The sequence below is a fragment of the Streptomyces sp. NPDC018610 genome, assembly GCF_044391765.1.
Lineage (GTDB): Bacteria > Actinomycetota > Actinomycetes > Streptomycetales > Streptomycetaceae > Streptomyces.
The window spans coordinates 475,065-496,095 of the sequence record NZ_JBISAL010000005.1; the positions used below are offsets into that span (position 1 = coordinate 475,065).

The 21,031-nt window shown below is 71.4% G+C and carries 17 protein-coding genes, 1 rRNA gene, 1 pseudogene and 1 riboswitch; of the genes and pseudogenes, 6 read left to right on the plus strand and 13 right to left on the minus strand.

Going from position 1 to position 21,031, the window contains the following annotated elements:
• The first annotated feature begins 508 nt into the window (after positions 1-508).
• Both ACH5A8_RS16335 and ACH5A8_RS16340 read left to right on the plus strand, forming a co-directional pair.
• Positions 509-2,458 (plus strand): amino acid transporter, encoded by a 1,950-nt coding sequence (locus ACH5A8_RS16335; protein ID WP_399002346.1) that lies wholly within the window; start codon positions 509-511, stop codon positions 2,456-2,458.
• Between the two features lie 70 nt (positions 2,459-2,528).
• Positions 2,529-2,921, plus strand: a complete 393-nt coding sequence (locus tag ACH5A8_RS16340) for a molybdopterin-binding protein (RefSeq protein ID WP_399002348.1) — start codon at positions 2,529-2,531, stop codon at positions 2,919-2,921.
• Positions 2,922-3,014: 93 nt separating this feature from the next.
• Here the strand turns inward: ACH5A8_RS16340 and ACH5A8_RS16345 are convergent.
• A pseudogene (locus ACH5A8_RS16345) lies at positions 3,015-3,465 on the minus strand (hypothetical protein).
• A gap of 220 nt (positions 3,466-3,685) precedes the next feature.
• Between ACH5A8_RS16345 and modA the strand changes: the two are divergent.
• From modA to ACH5A8_RS16360, 3 genes are read left to right on the plus strand one after another with little or no spacing between them, the layout of a single operon-like run.
• Positions 3,686-4,516 (plus strand): molybdate ABC transporter substrate-binding protein, encoded by an 831-nt coding sequence (gene modA, locus ACH5A8_RS16350; protein WP_399002350.1) that lies wholly within the window; start codon positions 3,686-3,688, stop codon positions 4,514-4,516.
• Positions 4,513-5,367 carry a molybdate ABC transporter permease subunit gene (gene modB, locus ACH5A8_RS16355; RefSeq protein ID WP_399002352.1) on the plus strand — a complete coding sequence of 285 codons (855 nt, stop codon included), beginning with the start codon at positions 4,513-4,515 and terminating at the stop codon, positions 5,365-5,367. The genes modA and modB overlap by 4 nt, the downstream gene beginning before the upstream one ends.
• A gap of 34 nt (positions 5,368-5,401) precedes the next feature.
• Positions 5,402-6,493 carry an ABC transporter ATP-binding protein gene (locus ACH5A8_RS16360; protein WP_399002354.1) on the plus strand — a complete coding sequence of 364 codons (1,092 nt, stop codon included), beginning with the start codon at positions 5,402-5,404 and terminating at the stop codon, positions 6,491-6,493.
• Positions 6,494-6,629: 136 nt separating this feature from the next.
• Here the strand turns inward: ACH5A8_RS16360 and gcvP are convergent, their stop codons facing one another.
• On the minus strand, positions 6,630-9,515 hold the full coding sequence (gene gcvP, locus ACH5A8_RS16365; RefSeq protein ID WP_399002356.1) for an aminomethyl-transferring glycine dehydrogenase: 2,886 nt from the start codon (positions 9,513-9,515) through the stop codon (positions 6,630-6,632).
• Between the two features lie 177 nt (positions 9,516-9,692).
• Positions 9,693-9,787: riboswitch (glycine riboswitch) on the minus strand.
• Between the two features lie 113 nt (positions 9,788-9,900).
• On the opposite strand from gcvP, the gene ACH5A8_RS16370 reads away from it, so the two are divergent.
• Positions 9,901-10,278 carry a PRC-barrel domain-containing protein gene (locus ACH5A8_RS16370; RefSeq protein ID WP_399002358.1) on the plus strand — a complete coding sequence of 126 codons (378 nt, stop codon included), beginning with the start codon at positions 9,901-9,903 and terminating at the stop codon, positions 10,276-10,278.
• A 169-nt stretch (positions 10,279-10,447) separates the two neighbouring features.
• Here the strand turns inward: ACH5A8_RS16370 and ACH5A8_RS16375 are convergent, their stop codons facing one another.
• The 11 genes from ACH5A8_RS16375 to rrf all read right to left on the minus strand — a co-directional run bounded on the left by ACH5A8_RS16375 (position 10,448) and on the right by rrf (position 20,975).
• A complete protein-coding gene (locus tag ACH5A8_RS16375; RefSeq protein ID WP_399002360.1) occupies positions 10,448-11,884 on the minus strand; it encodes a DNA polymerase IV in 1,437 nt (478 codons plus the stop codon).
• A 177-nt stretch (positions 11,885-12,061) separates the two neighbouring features.
• Positions 12,062-12,745 carry a MerR family transcriptional regulator gene (locus ACH5A8_RS16380; protein ID WP_399002363.1) on the minus strand — a complete coding sequence of 228 codons (684 nt, stop codon included), beginning with the start codon at positions 12,743-12,745 and terminating at the stop codon, positions 12,062-12,064.
• A 196-nt stretch (positions 12,746-12,941) separates the two neighbouring features.
• Positions 12,942-13,415, minus strand: a complete 474-nt coding sequence (locus ACH5A8_RS16385) for a bifunctional nuclease family protein (RefSeq protein WP_003988851.1) — start codon at positions 13,413-13,415, stop codon at positions 12,942-12,944.
• 138 nt (positions 13,416-13,553) lie between these two features.
• Positions 13,554-14,291, minus strand: a complete 738-nt coding sequence (locus ACH5A8_RS16390) for a MerR family transcriptional regulator (RefSeq protein WP_399002366.1) — start codon at positions 14,289-14,291, stop codon at positions 13,554-13,556.
• Positions 14,292-14,338: 47 nt separating this feature from the next.
• Entirely contained in the window at positions 14,339-15,223 is an 885-nt protein-coding gene (locus ACH5A8_RS16395; protein ID WP_399002368.1) for an FHA domain-containing protein, read from the minus strand.
• 130 nt (positions 15,224-15,353) lie between these two features.
• Positions 15,354-16,190, minus strand: a complete 837-nt coding sequence (locus tag ACH5A8_RS16400; RefSeq protein ID WP_399002427.1) for a DUF881 domain-containing protein — start codon at positions 16,188-16,190, stop codon at positions 15,354-15,356.
• Between the two features lie 5 nt (positions 16,191-16,195).
• Positions 16,196-16,528, minus strand: coding sequence for a small basic family protein (locus ACH5A8_RS16405; protein ID WP_003988855.1), 333 nt, complete (start codon positions 16,526-16,528; stop codon positions 16,196-16,198).
• Positions 16,525-17,430: a DUF881 domain-containing protein gene (locus ACH5A8_RS16410; protein ID WP_399002370.1), complete on the minus strand. Its 906-nt coding sequence runs from the start codon at positions 17,428-17,430 to the stop codon at positions 16,525-16,527. The genes ACH5A8_RS16405 and ACH5A8_RS16410 overlap by 4 nt, the downstream gene beginning before the upstream one ends.
• Before the next feature lie 98 nt (positions 17,431-17,528).
• A complete protein-coding gene (locus ACH5A8_RS16415) occupies positions 17,529-20,024 on the minus strand; it encodes a sugar phosphate nucleotidyltransferase (RefSeq protein WP_399002372.1) in 2,496 nt (831 codons plus the stop codon).
• A gap of 116 nt (positions 20,025-20,140) precedes the next feature.
• A complete protein-coding gene (locus ACH5A8_RS16420) occupies positions 20,141-20,749 on the minus strand; it encodes a CDP-alcohol phosphatidyltransferase family protein (RefSeq protein ID WP_399002374.1) in 609 nt (202 codons plus the stop codon).
• 109 nt (positions 20,750-20,858) lie between these two features.
• Positions 20,859-20,975: ribosomal RNA gene (rrf, locus tag ACH5A8_RS16425) — 5S ribosomal RNA — on the minus strand.
• Positions 20,976-21,031: the final 56 nt, after the last annotated feature.

Consider the following 21,031-nt stretch of genomic DNA (forward strand, 5'->3'; position numbering starts at 1 on the left):
CGGCCCGCCCCGGCGCGCCGCCTCAGACCACCACGAGGGGCCGGCCCGCACACACCGTGCGAACCGGCCCCGACGCGCGCCCTGCGACGCCCGCCCCGACGGGCGGTCCGGCGAGCGCCCCCACGGCGCCGGTCACCGGCCGAGCGCCTCGCGCGGCGATCCGCTGAGCCGGTTCTCCGCACTGGTGCTCGCCCCGCGGCGGTGCCGTGCCGCTGTCGGGAACCCCCACACCACCTGGCCCAAGGACGGTGGCGCGGCGGCGGCCGCGTGTGCGGGCCGGCGCCGGTCCGGTCATGCTGGACGCAGGATCCCTCGGCGACTTCGGACGGAGGGGCCGCGTCGATTCCGGACGAAACCCGCGCCAGCTCCCGCCCGCGGTGACTCTTAACGGAAGATTGACGTCCGCTCGGCCGGTAGCCGTGGGCCCCGGCGTCACGCTCTGCATACGCTGGTGCTCCGTCCGCACGAAGGCCCGATCTCACCGAGCCGTACATCAGGAGCAGGGCCGATGGCCACCACCGAACACCCTCCCAGTCGGCTGCGCGCCTGGATGCTGGAAGGCCTGTCCGACATGGGCAAGGGCGTGCAGCAGGCGCCGCACGCCGCACCCGAGCCCCCGCACGAAGGACAGCGCTGGTGGCGGGTGATGTGCCTGACCGGTGTCGACTACTTCTCCACCCTCGGCTACCAGCCGGGCATCGCCGCCCTGGCCGCCGGCCTGCTGTCACCGGTCGCCACCCTCGTCCTGGTCCTGGTCACCCTCGCCGGCGCGCTGCCGGTGTACCGCAGGGTCGCCGAGGAGAGCCCGCACGGACAGGGCTCCATCGCGATGCTGGAGCGCCTGCTCTCGTTCTGGCAGGGCAAGCTGTTCGTCCTCACCCTGCTCGGCTTCGCCGCCACCGACTTCCTGATCACCATCACCCTGTCGGCCGCCGACGCCTCCACCCACCTGGTGGAGAACCCCCATCTGACGAGCGCGCTGCACACCCACCAGATGCTGATCACGCTGATCCTGCTGGCACTGCTCGGCGCGGTGTTCCTCAAGGGGTTCCTGGAGGCGATCGGCGTCGCGGTCGTGCTGGTCGGCGTCTACCTCGCGCTGAACGTCGTGGTGGTGGTCATCGGGCTGTGGCACGTCGTCACCGCCGGCCACCTGGTCACCGACTGGACGGGCGCCTTGACCACCCAGCACGGCAGCGTCTTCGCCATGGTCGGCGTGGCCCTGCTGGTCTTCCCCAAACTCGCGCTCGGCCTGTCCGGCTTCGAGACCGGCGTCGCCGTCATGCCGCACGTGCGGGGCGACCGCGCCGACACCGAGGAGCGGCCCGCCGGCCGGATCCGGGACACCAAGAAGCTGCTCACCACGGCCGCGCTGATCATGAGCTGCTTCCTGATCGCCACCAGCCTCATCACCACCCTGCTGATCCCGGCGCCGGAGTTCCAGCCCGGCGGCAAGGCCAACGGACGCGCGCTGGCCTACCTGGCGCACCACTACATCGGGAACACCTTCGGCACGGTCTACGACGTATCGACCATCGCCATCCTCTGGTTCGCGGGCGCCTCCGCGATGGCCGGGCTGCTCAACCTGATGCCGCGCTACCTGCCCCGCTACGGCATGGCGCCGCACTGGGCCGGGGCGGTCCGGCCGATGGTCCTCGTCTTCACCCTGATCGGCTTCCTGGTCACCTGGATCTTCGACGCCAACGTCGACAAGCAGGGCGGCGCCTACGCCACGGGCGTGCTGGTGCTGATCAGCTCCGCGGCGATCGCGGTGACGATCGCCGCCCGCAAGGCCGGCGAGCGCCACTGGACCGTCGCGTTCGCGGTGATCTCGGCGGTGTTCCTCTACACGACCGTCGTCAACGTCATCGAACGCCCGGACGGCGTGAAGATCGGCGCCTGCTTCATCGTCGGCATCATCCTGGTGTCGCTGCTGTCCCGGCTGGCCCGCGCCTTCGAACTGCGGGTGACCAGCGTGTCGATGGACCCGATGGCCGAGCGGTTCGTCAGGGACATCGCCAGTCGCCGGATCCGGTTCATCGCCAACAAGCCGGGCCGCCGGGACAAGGCCGAGTACCACGACAAGATCGAGCAGATCCGCGCCGACAACGACATCCCCGAGACGGAGGACTTCGTCTTCGTCGAGGTGACGGTGGCCGACCCCTCGGAGTTCGAGGCCGATCTGACGGTGCGCGGCGAGGTGCTGCACGACCGCTACCGGGTGCTGGCCCTGGAGTCGTCCTCGGTCCCGAACGCCCTGGCCGCGCTGCTCCTCGACGTCCGCGACACGACGGGCCGCATCCCGCACATCTACTTCGAGTGGACCGAGGGGAACCCGTTCCGCAACTTCCTGCGCTTCTTCCTCTTCGGCCAGGGCGAGGTCGCGCCGGTCACCCGCGAGGTGCTGCGCGAGGCGGAGCCGGACCGCGGCCGGCGGCCCCGCGTGCACACCGGCTGAGCCGTCGCGGCACGCCCCGGCGCCGCCCCCCGGGTCCGTGCCGCCCGGCGATGGCCCTATCGTGGCCCGCATGCAGTCGTACACGATCGGCCAGGCGGCCCGCCTGCTCGGCGTCAGCCCGGACACCGCGCGCCGGTGGGCGGACGCGGGCCGGGTCGCCACCCACCGCGACGAGAGCGGACGGCGGCTCGTCGACGGACGGGACCTCGCCGCGTTCTCCGTGGAACTGGCCGCCTCCGGCGCCGAGGAGGACGCCTCCTCCACCTCGGTCCGCAACGCCTTCCCCGGGATCGTGACCGCCGTCAAGCTCGGCGACGTGGCGGCGCAGGTCGAGATCCAGGCCGGCCCGCACCGCCTGGTCTCCCTGCTGACCCGGGAGGCGGTCGAGGAACTGGGCCTGGAGGTCGGCATGGAGGCCACCGCCCGCGTGAAGTCGACGAACGTGCACATCGACCGGGCCTGAGGGCTGTCCCGTAGTCCCTGGCGGGCGCGCGACGACAGCCCTCAGGGCCTCTCGTTCGGGCGAGGACTCACGGGGCCGTCCGGTCGAACCGCCTCAGGCCGCGGTGGCCGCACCGTAGCCGCCGTCCACGCGGATCGCCCTGATGCCGATGACGTACGCGCCCGCGGAGGTCCTGCGGCAGGACCAGCCGGGGGCCGGCGCCGTCGAGCGGGGCGTCGTCCATGGCCACCGCCGGCAGCACCGGGGCGGCGGCGAAGTCCGGGTCGATCTCGGCCCAGGACAGCAGCGTGCGGTGCCCGTCGGCGCCCGCGACAGCGATCAGGAAGCACAGGCGGTCCTTGCGCCGCGCCGCGTCGAAGGCGGGCCGCGCGTCGGCCGGCACGTCGTACGGCCGGGGCCCGGTGAACCGGTGGCGCCGCACACCGCTGGTGGCGCACTCGAAACGCACCCCCGCCCGGTGCTGCGGCCGGCTCAGCGGGTCGGGCACGGTCAGGCGCGCGGGCCGGGCGAGGTCACCGGTCAGGACGAGCTCCGCGAGTGCCACGGCCACGGCCACCACCTCCGGGAAGTCCGAAGTCCGCCCCCACGGCGAGGTCCGTACAAACGCACATGCCACCTCGAACGGCAAGAACGCCAGCTCATGCGATGCGACAGGTGACTTCCCCCTCGCACTTGCGGCAGTATCATCCCCGCACGGCCCCGCACGGCCGTGCCCCCAGGGCGCGACAGTCTTCTTCGTGCACGACCAGAGGAGTACACCCGTGATGACCCGTTCAGTGCGCCGGACCCGGACGCTGCGGATGGCCGGTGCGGGAGCCGCGGCGCTGCTGGCCCTCAGCGCGTGCTCCTCCTCCGACGACTCGTCCTCCGACAAGTCCTCGCCGTCCGCCGGCTCCCCGGGCGCCTCCTCGCAGAAGCTGTCCGGCAAGGTGACCGTCTTCGCCGCGGCCTCCCTGAAGGAGAGCTTCACGACGCTGGGCAAGGAGTTCGAGCGGCAGCACCCGGGCACCGAGGTGTCCTTCAACTTCGGCGGCAGCGACTCCCTCGCCGCCGGCATCATCAGCGGGGCGCCCGCCGACGTGTTCGCCGCCGCCAGCGCCAAGACGATGAAGCTCGTCACCGACAAGGACGACGCGGCCGGCACGCCCGCCACCTTCGTCCGCAACCAGCTGGAGATCGCGACCCTGCCGGGCAACCCGGACAAGATCTCCTCGCTCAAGGACCTCACCGACCCCGGCCTCAAGGTCGTCCTGTGCGACAAGACGGTGCCCTGCGGCGCCGCCGCCCGGAAAGCGCTGGACGCGAGCGGCCTCAAGCTCACCCCCGTCTCCTACGAGCAGGACGTCAAGAGCGCCCTGACCAAGGTGGAGCTGAAGGAGGCCGACGCGGCCGTCGTGTACAAGACCGACGTGCACGCGGCCGGTGACAAGGTGGAGGGCGTGGAGTTCCCCGAGTCCGCCAAGGCCGTCAACGACTACCCGATCGTCCTGCTCAAGGACGCGCGCAACGCCACCGCGGCCAAGGCGTTCGTCGAGCTGGTGCGTTCCGCCGAGGGCCAGAAGGTCCTGAACCAGGCCGGGTTCCTCAAGCCGTGAAAGCCGTGACCCGCGGCGACAGGGCCGGTGCCGTGAACCCGCGAGGCGGGGCGCGGCGCCGTCCTGCCGTGCGCAGCGTGCCGCTGCCCCTGCTGGTGCCCGCCCTAGTGGGTCTGGCGTTCCTGCTGCTGCCGCTGCTCGCCCTGCTTGTCCGGGCCCCCTGGCGCAGCCTGCCCGACCAGCTGACCAGCACGCAGGTGTGGCAGGCGCTCCAGCTCTCCCTGATCAGCGCCACCGCCGCCACCGCGGTGAGCCTGGTGCTCGGCGTCCCGCTGGCCTGGCTGCTGGCCCGTACGGACTTCCCCGGACGCGGCCTGGTACGAGCCCTGGTGACGCTGCCGCTGGTGCTGCCGCCGGTGGTGGGCGGTGTGGCGCTGCTGCTCGCGCTGGGGCGCAACGGGGTCGTGGGGCAGTGGCTGGACACGTGGTTCGGCGTCACGCTGCCGTTCACCACGTCCGGCGTGGTGGTCGCGGAGGCGTTCGTGGCCATGCCGTTCCTCGTCATCAGCGTCGAGGGCACGCTGCGGGCCGCCGATCCGCGCTTCGAGGAGGCCGCCATGACGCTGGGAGCGTCCCGCTTCACCGCGTTCCGCCGGGTCACCCTGCCGCTGATCGCGCCCGGCATCGCGGCGGGCGCCGTCCTCGCGTGGGCGCGGGCGCTCGGCGAGTTCGGCGCGACGATCACCTTCGCCGGCAACTTTCCCGGCCGTACCCAGACCATGCCCCTCGCGGTCTACCTGGCGCTGCAGGACGACCCGGCCGCCGCGATCGCCCTGAGCCTGGTGCTGCTGGCCGTGTCGATCGCGGTCCTGGCCGGTCTGCGGGACCGTTGGATGACGGCCTCCTCGTGAGGGTCGGCCACCTCCCACCCTGGATGATCACCTCATGACCGACATCGACGAGACCCCGACCGGCGTCCGCGCCGAGGAGCCGTCCGGCGACGGGCTGGACGCCCGGCTCGTCGTCGAGCGCGGCGCCTTCCGGCTCGACGTGGCCATCACCGCCGCCCCCGGCGAGGTCGTCGCGCTGCTCGGCCCGAACGGCGCGGGCAAGACCACGGCCCTGCGCGCGCTCGCCGGCCTGTCCCCGCTCACCGGCGGCCATCTGCGCCTGGACGGCGCAGAGCTGGACCGCACACCGCCGGAGGCGCGCCCGGTCGGTGTCGTCTTCCAGGACTACCTGCTCTTCCCGCACCTGTCCGCGCTGGACAACGTGGCGTTCGGACCGCGCTGCCAGGGGTCCTCGAAGGCCGAGGCCCGCGCGCGGGCCGCCGACTGGCTGGCGCGCATGGGCCTGGCCGATCACGCAGGCGCCAAGCCCCGGCGGCTCTCCGGCGGCCAGGCCCAGCGCGTCGCCCTGGCCCGGGCCCTGGCCACCCGGCCCAGGCTGCTGCTCCTGGACGAGCCGCTGGCCGCGCTGGACGCCCGCACCCGGCTGGAGGTCCGCGCCCAGCTGCGTCGTCATCTGGCCGAGTTCGAGGCCGTCGCCGTCCTGGTCACGCACGATCCGCTGGACGCGATGGTGCTGGCCGACCGGCTGGTCGTCGTCGAGCACGGACGCCTGGTGCAGGAGGGCGCCCCCGCCGACATCGCCCGCCGGCCCCGCACGGACTACATCGCCCAGCTGGTCGGCCTGAACCTGTACCGCGGGCGGGCCGAGGGCCACCGCGTGCGCCTGGAGGCCGGCCCCGCCGTCGCCACCACCGAGGATCTGTCCGGACCGGCCTTCGTGGCGTTCCCGCCGGGCGCGGTCACCCTGCACCGGGAGCGCCCCACCGGCTCCAGCGCGCGCAACCTGTGGCGCTGCGAGGTCGCCGGCCTGGAGACGCACGGCGACCAGATCCGCGTGGACCTCACCGGGGAGCTCGCCCTCGCCGCCGACCTGACCACGGTCTCGGCCGTCGAACTCGACCTGCGCCCGGGCGCGGAGGTCTGGGCGTCCGTCAAGGCGGCCCAGACCCACGCCTACCCGGCCTGACCCGCGCCGCGCCCACGGCCTGCCCGGGCGCGCGGTCTGCCCCGCGCATACGACGCCTGTCCCGCGGATACGGCGAGGCCCCGCCCCGGCTCCTGCTGCCGGGGCGGGGCCCGCTTCCGTCGTGGCGCCGGGCGGCTCAGTCGCCGTACGCGTCCAGCGGCGGGCAGGAGCAGACCAGGTTCCGGTCGCCGAAGGCCTGGTCGATGCGGCGCACCGGCGGCCAGTACTTGTCGGCGGCCGAGACGCCGGCCGGGAAGACCGCCTCCGCGCGGCTGTAGGCGTGCTCCCACTCCCCGCCGAGCGCGGCGGCGGTGTGCGGGGCCCCGCGCAGCGGGTTGTCGTCCGCCGGCCACTCGCCCGAGCCGACCTTCTCGATCTCGGCGCGGATCGCGATCATCGTGTCGCAGAAGCGGTCCAGCTCGGCGAGGTTCTCGGACTCGGTCGGCTCGATCATCAGCGTGCCGGCCACCGGGAAGGACATCGTCGGCGCGTGGAAGCCGTAGTCGATCAGCCGCTTGGCCACGTCGTCCACGCTCACGCCGGTCTCCTTGGTCAGCGGGCGCAGGTCGATGATGCACTCGTGCGCGACCAGGCCGGCGGGGCCGGTGTAGAGCACCGGGAAGTGCGGCTCCAGGCGCTTGGCGATGTAGTTGGCGCTCAGCACGGCCACCTGCGTGGCGCGCTTGAGGCCCTCGCCGCCCATCAGCCGGACGTAGGCCCAGGAGATCGGCAGGATGCCGGCCGAGCCCCAGGGCGCCGCCGAGATCGGTCCGACGCCGGTCTCCGGTCCGGCCTCCGGCTGCAGCGGGTGGTTGGGCAGGTACGGCGCCAGGTGCGACCGCACGGCGACCGGGCCGACGCCGGGGCCGCCGCCGCCGTGCGGGATGCAGAACGTCTTGTGCAGGTTCAGGTGGGAGACGTCGCCGCCGAAGTGACCCGGCTTGGCGAGGCCGACCAGGGCGTTGAGGTTGGCGCCGTCGACGTACACCTGGCCGCCCGCGTCGTGGACCTGGGCGCAGATGTCGGCGACGTGCTCCTCGAACACACCGTGCGTGGACGGGTAGGTGATCATCAGCACGGCGAGCTGGTCGCGGTGCTGCTCGATCTTGGCCCGCAGGTCCTCGACGTCGATCTCGCCGTCCTCGGCGGTCTTGACGACGACGACCTTCATGCCGGCCATCACGGCGCTGGCGGCGTTGGTGCCGTGCGCGGAGGACGGGATGAGGCAGACGGTGCGCTGCTCGTCGCCGTTGGCGCGGTGGTAGCCGCGCACGGCGAGGAGGCCGGCCAGCTCGCCCTGGGAGCCGGCGTTGGGCTGGAGGGAGACCTTGTCGTAGCCGGTGACCTCAGCGAGACGGTCCTCCAGCTCGTGGATGAGCTGGAGGTAGCCCTGGGCCTGCTCGGCGGGCGCGAAGGGGTGCAGCTGCCCGAACTCCGGCCAGGTGACCGGCTCCATCTCCGTGGTCGCGTTGAGCTTCATGGTGCAGGAGCCCAGCGGGATCATGCCGCGGTCGAGCGCGTAGTCGCGGTCGGCGAGCCGGCGCAGATAGCGCAGCATCGCGGTCTCGGAGCGGTGCTCGTGGAAGACGGGGTGGGTGAGGTAGGCGTCGGTGCGCAGCAGGCCCTCGGGCAGCGCCTGACCGGCGGCGGCGTCCAGGGCGTCGATGTCGCCGGCCACGCCGAAGGCGGACCAGACGCTGCGCAGGTGGGCGCGGGTGGTGGTCTCGTCGCAGGCGACGGAGACGTGGTCGGCGTCGACCAGGCGCAGGTTGACACCGGCCTCGCGGGCGGCGGCGACGACCTCGGCGGCCCGGCCCTCGGCCCTGACGGTCAGCGTGTCGAAGTACGCGCCGTGGACGACCTCGACGCCGCCCGCCCTCAGTCCTTCGGCCAGGACAGCGGCGTAGCGGTGGGTGCGCTCGGCGATGCCCTTCAGCCCGTCCGGGCCGTGGTGGACGGCGTACATGCCGGCCATGACGGCGAGCAGCACCTGCGCGGTGCAGATGTTGCTGGTGGCCTTCTCGCGGCGGATGTGCTGCTCGCGGGTCTGCAGCGCGAGGCGGTAGGCCTTGTTGCCGTCGGCGTCGACGGAGACGCCCACCAGGCGGCCGGGCAGGCTGCGGGCGAACTTCTCGTGCACCGCCATGTAGCCGGCGTGCGGTCCGCCGAAGCCCATCGGCACGCCGAAGCGCTGGGTGGTGCCGACGGCGATGTCCGCGCCCAGCTCGCCGGGCGACTTCAGCAGGGTGAGGGCGAGCAGGTCGGCGGCGACGGTGACCAGGGCGCCCAGCTCGTGCGCCTGGTCGATGACCGGCTTGATGTCGCGTACGGCGCCGGAGGCGCCCGGGTACTGCAGGAGCACGCCGTTGATGTCGCGCTCGGCGATCTCGGCGGGGATGCCCTCGCTCAGGTCGGCGACGACGACCTCGACGCCGGTCGGCTCGGCGCGGGTCTCGATGACGGCGACGGTCTGCGGCAGCGCGTCCGCGTCGATCAGGAACAGGCCCTTCTTGTTCCTGCCCATGCGGCGGGACAGGGCCATCGCCTCGGCGGCGGCGGTGCCCTCGTCGAGCAGGGAGGCGCCGGAGGTGGGCAGCCCGGTCAGGTCGGCGACCACGGTCTGGAAGTTCAGCAGCGCCTCGAGCCGGCCCTGCGAGATCTCGGGCTGGTAGGGCGTGTACGCCGTGTACCAGGCCGGGTTCTCCATGACGTTGCGCAGGATGACGGGCGGGGTGAACGTCCCGTAGTAGCCGAGCCCGATCATGGAGCCGAGGACCTGGTTGCGGTCGGCGAGCGAGCGCAGCTCGGCCAGCACCTCGGCCTCGGTGCGGGCGCCCGGCAGGTCGAGTGCGTCGGCGTTCTTGATCACATCGGGTACCGCGGCGGCGGTCAGCTCGTCGAGCGAGCCGTAGCCGACCTGCGCGAGCATCTTGGCCCGGGCCTCGTGGTCGGGGCCGATGTGACGCTGCTCGAAGGGGATGCCCTGTTCGAGCTCGGAGAGCGGGATGCGCTGGGCGGTCATTGCGGAGGCCTCCTGGTCTGACGCGACCTTCGAGGGACACCACGGCACGGGTGCCCCGACGGCCTCCCCCTCTGTCATCTCAACCTGAGAGCTTCACCGGGGCCGCCCGAGGGCACCCGGCTTTCACCGTCGGTGAGAGCGGAAGCCGTCGACACCCGCTCTGCTTTCCAGAGTGACCTCGTCCGTGCGGTACGTGGGCCTGAGAGATTCCGGGGAGGATTTGCTCCTTCGGCGCCTCCGACGATGCCGGAGGACTCTCCCGCACGGGGTCAGCAGCCGCTGTCAGCCTACCAGCGGGGCGGGCGCACAGGCCTTCGAGTGGCCGCCGCGACGATTGTGCTCTTTCGTAGTGCTTACGGATGAGTTGCGACCATGTGGAGGGACCGTGCAGACCGAGATCGATCCGCGCAACCTGATCGGCCGCAAGGCGTTCGACCGCAACGGCGACAAGATCGGCACGGTGGACGAGGTGTACCTCGACGACGCCACGGGCGTGCCGGAGTGGGCCGCCATACGCACCGGTCTGTTCTCCCGGGACGCCTTCGTGCCCCTGGAGCCCAGCGACCTGGTCGACGGTGCGCTGCGCGTCCCCTTCGACCGGGCGCTGATCAAGGACGCCCCCGATTTCGGCGTCGGCCGTCATCTCTCCCCCGAACAGGAACTGCAGCTCTACCACCACTACGGTCTCGACGTGGCCCCCGCTCCCGTGCTTCCCGACCATGACTTCGGCAGACTCGCGGGCTCGGGCACCGAGGAGGCCTGACACCGTCCCCGCACCAGGCAGTACCGGCCAGGCCGCGCCGGGCACCCCGCCGACTCACCCTCCGCCCAGCCCTCCGCAGCCCGCGCCCGTCCCGCCCCCGCCCGGCCGCCGCCCCGGCGCCACCGACTCACCCACCACTGCCGGGGCGAGGGGCCCGGGCGGCCCGCACTCACCGAACCGACGAGGAGGAGGTGCTTCGAGGAGGTTCCCGAGGTTCCCGTGACGGCACCGGCTCCACGTCCCGGGCCGCACGGGGCTCCGCCGGGGCCCCGTCGGGTCTTCGCACCAGCGGCAGCGGATCCGCCGGCCGCAGGTCCGGGTCGTCGACACGGAACGTCCGCACCCGGCCCGGCTCCGAGACCGGCGTCTCGAAGCGCACGGTGACCCGGCCCAGTCCGCTGCCCTGCACCCATCCGTGCCCGTACTCGGCGTGCCGCACGTCGTGGCCCGAGGGCCAGTGCCGCTCGGCCGGCGCCGGCTGCTCCTCGGCCGCCTCGTCCGCCGGTTCCTCGACGGGGCTCTCCTCCCGCGCGCCCGCCGCCTGCGCGAACAGGTCCTCCTGGGTGTAGTCGGCGAGTCCGGTCACCCCCACGCCGAGCAGCCGCACCCCGCCCGTGGTGTCCACGGCCTCCAGCAGCCGGGCCGCCGCCTCCCGCACCACCGCCGGGTCGTCGGTGGGACCGCGCAGCGTCTCGGAGCGGGTCAGCGTCGAGAAGTCGTACCGCCGTACCTTCAGCACGATGGTCCGCCCCGACAGCCCGGATCCTCTCAGCCGCCGCACGCACCGGTCGGCGAGCCGCCCCACCTCCAGGCCCACCCGCAGCCGGTCGTGGATGTCCACGTCGTAGGTGTCCTCCACCGACACCGACTTGGCCTCGCGCTCGGCGACGACCGGACGCTCGTCGTGCGCGAGCGCCATGGCGTGCAGCGCGTGCCCGTGCGCCTTGCCCAGCAGCCGGACGAGCTCGTCCTCGCCCGCCTCGGCCAGTTCGCCGACGGTGTGGATCCCGGCCCGCCGCAGGTGGTCACCGGTCGCCGGGCCCACACCCGGCAGTATCCGCACCGGCATGGGTGCGAGCAGGGCGCGCTCGGTGCCGGGCGCTATGAGGACCAGTCCGTCGGGCTTGGCCTGCTCGGAGGCGATCTTCGCGAGCATCTTGGACGCGGCGAGCCCGACGGATCCCGTCAGCCCGGTGACGGCCAGGATGTCGGCGCGCAGCCGCTCCCCCACCAGCCGGGCCGAGTCCGCGTCCCGGGCCGCGCCCCCGGCCTCCAGGTCCACGAACGCCTCGTCCAGGCTGAGCGGCTCCACCAGGGGCGACAGGGACCGCAGCAGCCCCATCACCTGTTCGCTGATGGACCGGTAGAAGGCGAACCGCGGCACCAGGTACGCGGCGTTCGGCGCCAGCCGCCGCGCCTGCGCCATGGGCATCGCCGAGTGGACGCCGAAGACCCGTGCCTCGTACGACGCGGTGGCGACCACCCCGCGCGGTCCCAGGCCACCCACGACGACGGCCTTCCCGCGCAGGCTCGGCTTGGACGCCTGCTCCGCCGAGGCGAAGAAGGCGTCCATGTCGAGATGGAGGATCGTGGGCGCGGTTCTCACATCTCCGATGCTGCACCACACCACTGACAATGCCCCACGGGGAGGCCCCGGCACCGGTGTCGGACACCCCTCACGACACAGACGGCGCCGACGCCAAGACGGCACGCGGACCGGATCCCGGAGCCGCCCGCGCCCGCCGGCCCGGCCGGTCACCCGGGCGGACCGCCGGTCGCGGGCTCAGACCGCCCGGTTGCGCCGCCGCGCGAGCTCGTCGGCCGGATTGTGGCCGATCAGGGTCTCGCCGGTGTCGACACGCTCGCCGTGCAGCTGGGACAGGGCGCTCTCCACGTCACGCCACACCACGCCCACGGCGATGCCGAAGATGCCCTGGCCGCCCTGCAGCAGGGCGTGCACCTCGTCGGGCGAGGTGCACTCGTAGACCGTGGCGCCGTCGCTCATCAGCGTCATGCGCTCCAGGTCGCGAAAACCGCGCTCCCGCAGGTGCTGCACCGCGGTACGGATGTTCTGCAGCGAGACGCCGGTGTCCAGGAACCGTTTGACGATCTTCAGGACCACGACGTCACGGAAGCTGTACAGCCGCTGCGTGCCGGAACCGTGCGCGGGCCGCACGCTGGGCTCGACCAGACCGGTGCGCGCCCAGTAGTCCAGTTGCCGATAGGTGATGCCGGCGGCTGCGCAGGCCGTCGGACCGCGGTAGCCGATCTCCTCGGACACCATGGACGCCGCCCCTTTGCTGCTGGGCACGGCCGTCGGCCACTGCGGGGCGTGGTCGGCCGTGCCGGCGTGGTGGGGGTATCCGCTGTTGGAGCGGAGCCGAGAGCCTGGGGAAGGGTACGGACCGCCTCCGCCGACACCGTGCCCGGGGGCGTCCCCAGCCGTACCGTCGCCGCTGCTTCTCACGCCGACCTCCGTCCTTGACCTGCCTCCTCGACGGTAGGCAGTCACCAGGGGTGCGTCAACGATCGCCACACTCGGCACGCCGAGTGATAATCACCCTAAGAGTGGTTTCCCGTGCCCCACCGCGGGGAAAGGCTAGCCGAATGCCCTCGCGGGAAGCTCAGGGCGCCCTCGTCGGCCGACGGCGTGTGCCGGCGTGTCACTGGCTGCTGCTGCCGAAGTCCTCCGGCGAGATCTGGTCGAGGAACTCGCGGAACTTCTCCACCTCGTCCTCCTGCTCGTCCGGGATCGCGATGCCCGCGTCGTCCAGCACCGTGTCGCTGCCGTAGATCGGCGTGCCGGTGCGCAGCGCCAGCGCTATGGCGTCGGACGGACGGGCGCTCACCTCGACCCCGCTCGCGAAGACCAGCTCCGCGTAGAAGACCCCCTCACGCAGGTCCGTGATGCGTACTTCGGTGAGCTCCTGGCCGACGGCCTCCAGCACGTCCTTGAACAGGTCGTGGGTCAGCGGTCGTGCGGGAGCCATGCCCTGCTGGGCGAAGGCGATCGCCGTCGCCTCCCCCGGTCCGATCCAGATGGGGAGGTAACGGTCGCCTCCCACTTCGCGCAGGAGCACGATCGGCTGGTTGGAGGGCATCTCGACCCGGACACCTACGACATCGAGCTCGTTCACACAGCAACCCTAGGCCGTGCCCGGGACGTTTGGGTAGTCGGGCCGGGATCGGGCGGCGAAACAGCGGGCCGATCCGGCCGCACGGGGTGACGATCCGGCCTCAGACGATGATGTTCGGGCCTTCGCGCCGCCGCCCGGTCAGGGCAGCCGCACGCCGAGCGCGGTCTGCACCAGCGCCGCGTGCAGCTTCACCGTGAGGGCCGCCAGCTCCTTCGTGCGGGCCTCCGCGTGCGCCCTGGTCTGCGGGTTGCGGTGGCGTTTGAGCGGGGCCACCACCTGGTCGACGAGCCCGGCCTCCCGGTCGGCCGCCGCCTTCATCACCCGCAGGTGCCGGGGCCCGATGCCGAACCGGCCGAGCGCGCGGACGAGGGAGGCCACGGTCACCGCCTCGGCGTCGTAGGCGCCGTCCTCCAGCGGAGTGAGCAGCCCGTACGACTCCCACTCCGTGAGCTCCGCGTCGTCGATCTCCGCCGCGGCGAGCAGCTCGGCCCGCCCGATACGGGCCGCCGAGGGCGCCTCGACGGCGGCCGGCCCGCTCTCGCCGTCACGCTGACGGCCGAGCACCGGCAGCTGGACGGCCTCACCGCGCTCCAGCGCGTCCAGGTACTCGCGGATGACCTTCAGCGGCAGGTAGTGGTCCCGCTGCATCCTCAGCACCCTCGCCAGGCGCTCCACATCGTCCGCGCTGAACTTCCGGTATCCCGAGGGGGTGCGCCGCGGCTCCACGAGCCCCTCCGACTCCAGGAAGCGGATCTTGGAGATGGTGACCTCGGGGAACTCGTCGCGCAGCGCGTTCAGCACCGAGCCGATGCTCATCAGCCCACTGTCCGTTGCGGCGGCACCGTGACCGGCGCCGCCGCTCGGTGTTCGAAGCATGGACCTTCCCTGGGGGGTCCCCCGGACCGGGCCCGGGGGACGGACGGTCAGTAGCCCTGCCGGCTCGAGTAGAAGACCAGCCGGTACTTGCCGATCTGCACCTCGTCACCGTTGGCCAGCGCCACCTGGTCGATCCGCTCCCGGTTGACGTAGGTGCCGTTCAGGCTGCCGACGTCGGCCACCGTGAACGAGCCGTCCGGGCTGCGGCGGAACTCCACGTGCCGGCGCGAGACCGTCACGTCGTCCAGGAAGATGTCGCTCTGCGGATGACGCCCCGCCGTGGTCAGCTCGCCGTCCAGCAGGAAGCGGCTGCCCGAGTTCGGGCCGCGGCGCACCACGAGCAGGGCGGAGCCGAGCGGCAGCGCGTCGACGGCGGCCTGGGCCTCCGGGGACAGCATCGGCGTCTGGCCCGTGGCCTCCGCGTCGTACGCCTCCAGGCCGGAGATGGAGATCGTCGACGTCGTCTCCGACGCGCGCTCCGGCACCGCGCCGGGCCGCAGCGGCGCACCGCAGTTGGAACAGAAGCGGCTGTTCTCGCCGTTGCGGTTGCCGCACCTCGTGCACACCAGGGCCGACATGGACGGATCCTCCTGCGGCGACTGCCCCGCCGGGGCATGGGACGCGTACGGCCCGGAAGCGAACCCTCCGCCCGCACCTGGGGTCGACGGTTGGCCGAAACCTATGCCGCTGCCCTGGGCGGGGTCAACGGACGGCGCGCCGTGACCGCCGGAGACGTCACCCCCCTGACCGGCGACCTGGTCGCGGAACAGCGGGCGACGGCCCTCCGCGTCGGGCTGTGCGCGATGGCGGGCGGTGGCGTTTTCGTTGCCCTCTCGCGCGCTCTTGCCGAACAACTTCGCAAACAACTTCACGGGCGATTCCCCTTGACCGAAACAGACCCGCCCGTGGGGCAGGACGAACCCTGACTGCATACACCGGTCGACCCGGACATCCTCACAACGTCCGTATCCACCAGACAGTTTCCACCACGCACCACCCAATCGGTGCGCCGACCCCCCGCAACCTCATGCCCCTGCCGGACGGCCGCCATGCACCGCCGGTTCACTGGGAGGACGACCGAGCGTAGTCAGGCTGCTTCGCCGCCCGCAAGGCGTCCACGACGATCTTGTCCGACCGCTCCACGGTCACGGTGGCCTGCTCCTTCTCGAAGGTCTGCACCACGCCTCCAGGGATGTTGAGCGCCGGTTCCAGGTCCTGCGGCTTGCCGATGACCTTGAAACGATACGGGGCGTTGATCTTGTTCCCGTCGACCTCCACGCTCTTGCCGGAGTCCGTCAGGTAAGTGCCCGCGACCACCCGTACACCGTTGACCTGCATCGCCTCGGCGCCGGCCGCGCGCAGCTCCTGTATCGCGTCGAGCAGCATGTCCGCCTGGACCGTCCCTTTCGTGTCCTCGACCGTCATCGTGATGCCGGGTCCCTGAGCCGCCACGGTGCCCGCGAGGATGCCGAGTTGCTTCTCCTTCTCGGCAGTCTGCTTGCGGGCCTCCTCGGCCTGGTCGGAGCTGTTCTCCAGTTCCTGACGCTGCTTGTCGAGACCCTGCTTCTCGTCTTCAAGACGCTGGGTTCGGTTGTCCAGTTCATCGAGGATGCGAACAAGATCTTCCTGCCGGGCGCCGCGCAGCGCGCTGTCACTGTCGCTGTTGGACGCGACCTGGATCGCCAGGCCGAATCCGAGGCCGAACAGCAGCAGTGCGACGACGAGTTGGGCCCGGGTGAACCTCGGCGGCCACAGGCCCTGGACCAGCCGCCGGCGGCCGGTCAGCGCGGGCGCGGACTCCTCCCGCGGCCCCTCCTGACCTGGGGCGGGCTGCGCGGGCACCTCAGCCGGCAGTTCCTTGCGGAGCCTGTTCTCCGGCAGTTCGTCCTGGTGGGTCATCTTCCTCACGCCCGGAACACGTGCCGTCGGATCGCCGCGGCGTTGGAGAAGATGCGGATGCCGAGGACGACCACGACACCGGTGGACAGCTGGGCCCCCACGCCCAACTTGTCGCCCAGGAACACGATCAGCGCGGCCACGACCACGTTCGACAGGAACGACACCACGAAGACCTTGTCGTCGAAGATGCCGTCGAGCATGGCCCGCAGTCCGCCGAACACGGCGTCCAGCGCCGCGACGACGGCGATCGGCAGATAAGGCTCGACGACCGCCGGAACCTCCGGCCGGACCAACAGGCCGGCCACGACTCCCACGACGAGGCCCAGTACGGCGATCACGATGTGCCCTTCTCAGTGCTCGGCTGTGCTGTTCGTACGATCACACTCGGTGCGGCCGGCAGCCGGAGGTCGCTCTCCACGGAGATGCCGGTCCGGATGCCGTAGTTGTCCTGCAGGGCGTGCAGATACAGCCCGTCCGGGCTGTCCTGGAACCGGGTGCTCAGCCGCGGCCCGTCCCCCACCGCGAGCACCGTGTACGGCGGCACCAGCGGTTTGTTGTCGACCAGTATGGCGTCACCCGCGGCCCGGATCGCCGACAGGGCCGTCAACCGCTGCCCATTGACGGATACGGCCTCGGCCCCGGACTGCCACAGTCCGTTCACGACCCGCTGCATGTCCCGGTCGCGCACACGGCCGGTGTCGGAGAACCCCGAGGTCTCCCGCGGATCGCCGTTCCCCCCGGTGCCGGCTTCCTTGGCGTCGTTCACGACGAGCTTCACGCCGGGTCCGCGCACCTCCGTGGCGCCCGCCAGGGTGCTCACGAGGTCGGCCCGCGCGTTCCCGCCGCTCTGCCGCAGGGCCTGGCGCTGCCGTGCGTTCACGTCGCCCCGGAGTTCGTCGACGTCGCTCTCGAGCTTGTCCGCCGCCGCCGTCTCGCGGTCGATGCGGTCGATCAGCTCCTGGCGCTCCTTGGCGACGACCGGAGCCGCCACTCGGGCCTGCGCCGCTCCCACGGTGACGACCAGGGCCGCCAGCACCAGGCCCGCGGCCAGCCCCAGCCGCGCCCGGAGGGTCTTCGGCAGGGCGCCCTCCCCGGTGGCCTTCCTCCGCGCGGCGGCCTCGGCGTATCCGTCGTCGAGGCTGTGGTCCATGACGTTGGTGATCAACGACATGGAGGCGTCCGGGCGGAAGGGCCGCGAGGGGGTGCTCCGAATGGGGGGTTGCTGCGGCATGCCGCACATCGTCGCACGTCGCGCCCGAGACCTCCCAATGGCCCCACCGACGTGCCGGACAGGTCCCGCCGACGGGGCCTGTCCGGCAGACGCGCGTGCGGTCGGTCCTACCGGCCGGCGCTGTCCACGACCGCCGACCACTCGTCCAGCAGGGCCTGCGCGGAGGCGTCGTCGGGGCCTTCGGCCCACAGATGGGTGACCGCCTCGGCCGGGTCGGGCAGGACCATCACCCAGCGGCCGTCGGTCTCCACGACCCGGACGCCGTCCGTCGTGTCGACGAAACGGTCCCCGGCCTCCTCGACGACCCGGCGCATCACCAGCCCCTTGACCGCCCACGGGGTGGCCAGGTCCCGCTTGAGGACGTGCGCCCTCGGGATCCGGGCGTCGATCTGGCTGAGCGTGAGCTGCGTCCGCGCCACCAGCCCGATGAGGCGCACGAAGGCCGCCGTGCCGTCGTAGACGCTGCTGAACTCGGGGACGATGAAGCCGCCCTTGCCGTCACCGCCGAAGATCGTCCCTTCCTCGCCGCCGACCCGGGTGAGGTCGTCGGGGGACGTGGTCGTCCATTCGACCTGGGTGCCGTGGTAGGCGGCCACCTGTTCGGCGATGCGGGTGGTGGTCACCGGGAGCGCCACGCGTCCGCTGCGCCGTTCCGCGGCCACCAGGTCCAGCATGACCAGCAGGGCCCGGTCGTCCTCGATGATGCGGCCCTTCTCGTCGACGAGCGACAGCCGCTCGCCCACCGGGTCGAAGCGCACGCCGAAGGCGGCGCCGGAGGACGCGACGATCTCCCCGAGGCGCACCAGCCCGGACCGGCGCATCTCCTCGGTCTCGGTGGGCCGCGACTCGTCGAGTCCGGGGTTGATCGTCAGCGAGTCGACGCCGAGCTTGCCCAGCAGGCTGGGCAGGACGAGACCGGAGCTGCCGTTGGAGGCGTCCACGACGACCTTGAGACCCGATTCGGCGATCCCGGTCGTGTCGACGTCCCGCAGCAGCGAGCCGGTGTACGAGTCGAAGACGCTGGAGGGGAAGTACAGGTCGCCGATCTCGCCCGGGAAGGCGCGCCGGTACTCCTGGCGCGCGAAGACCCGGTCCAGCTTGCGCTGGCTGCCCTGCGACAGGTCGGCTCCCTGCCCGTCGAAGAACATGATGTCGACGGAGTCCGGCACACCCGGCGTGGTCCGGATCATGATGCCGCCGGCGCTGCCGCGCGCGGTCTGCTGCCGTGCGACGGGCAGCGGCACGTTCTCCAGGTCCCGTACGTCGATGGCACTGGCCTGGAGGGCCGAGATGACCGCCCGCTTGAGCGCGCGCGCACCACGGGAGTGGTCGCGGGCCGTGGTGACGGTGGAGCCCTTCTTCAGCGTCGTCGCGTAGGCGCCGGCGAGCCGTACGGCGAGCTCCGGGGTGATCTCCACGTTCAGGACTCCGGAGACCCCGCGGGCGCCGAAGAGGTGGGCCTGGCCTCTGGACTCCCAGATCACCGAGGTGTTGACGAAGGCGCCGGCCTCGATGGTCTTGAACGGGTAGACGCGCACATTGCCCTGGACGATGGATTCCTCGCCGATGAGGCACTCGTCGCCGATGACGGCGCCGTCCTCGATCCGGGCCGCGCGCATGATGTCGGTGTTCTTGCCGACGACGCAGCCGCGCAGGTTGCTGTGCTGCCCTATGTACACGTTGTCGTGCACGACGGCCTTGTGCAGGAACGCACCGCTCTTCACGACGACGTTCGAACCGACGACGGTGTGCTCGCGGATCTCGGCGCCGGCTTCCACCTTGGCGTAGTCGCCGATGTAGAGCGGTCCGCGCAGGACGGCGTCCGGGTGGACCTCCGCGCCCTCGGCGACCCAGACCCCCGGGGAGATCTCGAAGCCGTCGATGTCGACGTCGACCTTGCCTTCCAGGACGTCGGCCTGGGCCTTCACATAGCTCTCGTGGGTGCCGACGTCCTCCCAGTAGCCCTCGGCGACATAGCCGTAGATCGGCTTGCCTTCCTTCATCAGCTGGGGGAAGACGTCACCGGACCAGTCGACGGGCACGTCGGCCTCGACGTAGTCGAAGACCTCGGGCTCCATCACGTAGATGCCGGTGTTCACGGTGTCGGAGAAGACCTGGCCCCAGGTCGGCTTCTCGAGGAAGCGCTCGACCTTGCCCTCTTCATCGACGATGGTGATGCCGAATTCCAGGGGGTTGGGCACCCGTGTGAGACACACGGTCACCATGGCGCCCTTTTCCTTGTGGAATCGGATCAGATCGGTGAGGTCGAAGTCGGTGAGGGCATCGCCGGAAATGACGAGGAAGGCGTCGTCCTTCAACGCCTCCTCGGCGTTCTTGACGCTTCCGGCGGTACCGAGTGGCTTCTCCTCGTTGGCATAGCTGAGCTCCATGCCGAGCTCTTCGCCGTCACCGAAGTAGTTCTTGACCAGCGAGGCCAGGAACTGGACTGTGACGACGGTCTCATTAAGCCCATGCCTTTTGAGCAGCCGCAGAACGTGCTCCATGATCGGCCGGTTGGCCACCGGCAGGAGCGGCTTGGGCATGCTCGAGGTCATCGGACGAAGGCGCGTGCCTTCGCCTCCGGCCATCACGACGGCCTTCATGTCGGAAGCGTCCTCCTCCAAAGAGACGACGATCTAGCCGACTTCACCCGTCATGATTGTCCCGCATTTTTCTGGAGCGGGCCATCGGAAGCCACTCTGCTGCCGGAATGACGGGCTCAGTCGGCCATGGCGTCCGCACGGACCAGTCGGCGGACCTGCACCACGTAGAGGACTCCTGCCCACCAATACAGGGTTGTACCCCACCAAGCGAACGCCCATCCGAAAATGGCGGCGAGTGACGGGATCCATCCGCTTCCGTCGCTGAGCAGAAGCAGCGGGAAGGCGTACATCAGGTTGAACGTCGCGGCTTTACCCAGGAAGTTCACCTGGGGCGGCGGGTAGCCGTGCCGCCTGAGGACGCCCACCGCCACCAGCAGCATCAATTCGCGGGCGAGCAGGGCCGCGGTCAGCCAGACCGGCAGAATCTCGCGCCAGGTGAGCCCGACGAGGGTGGAAAGCACATAGAGGCGGTCGGCCGCCGGGTCGAGCAGCCGGCCCAGGCTGCTGATCTGGTTCCAGCGCCGGGCGAGTTTGCCGTCCAGGTAATCGCTGACGCCGCTGAACGCGAGCACCAGCAGGGCCCAGCCGTCGCTCTTGGGGCCGCCGAACTCCGGCCTGAGGATCAGCCACAGGAAGAGGGGCACGCCTACGAGCCGTGCCATGCTGAGGATGTTCGGGATGGTGAGGACTCGGTCCGTCTGGACGCGGGTCTCCTGGACCTCCACCCGGGGGCCTCCTGGGAGAAAAGTGCCTACGATGCCTCCCGACCTTACCCCAACGCAAAAAAGCTCTGGCTCTTGGGCTGTCTGCCCAAGAGCCAGAGCTCTAAAAGGAGTTCGGCGGTGTCCTACTCTCCCACAGGGTCCCCCCTGCAGTACCATCGGCGCTGTAAGGCTTAGCTTCCGGGTTCGAAATGTAACCGGGCGTTTCCCTCACGCTATGACCACCGAAACACTATGAAACTGTCAACCGCACCACGCCGTGACCTGGCATGGGGTTGTTCGTGG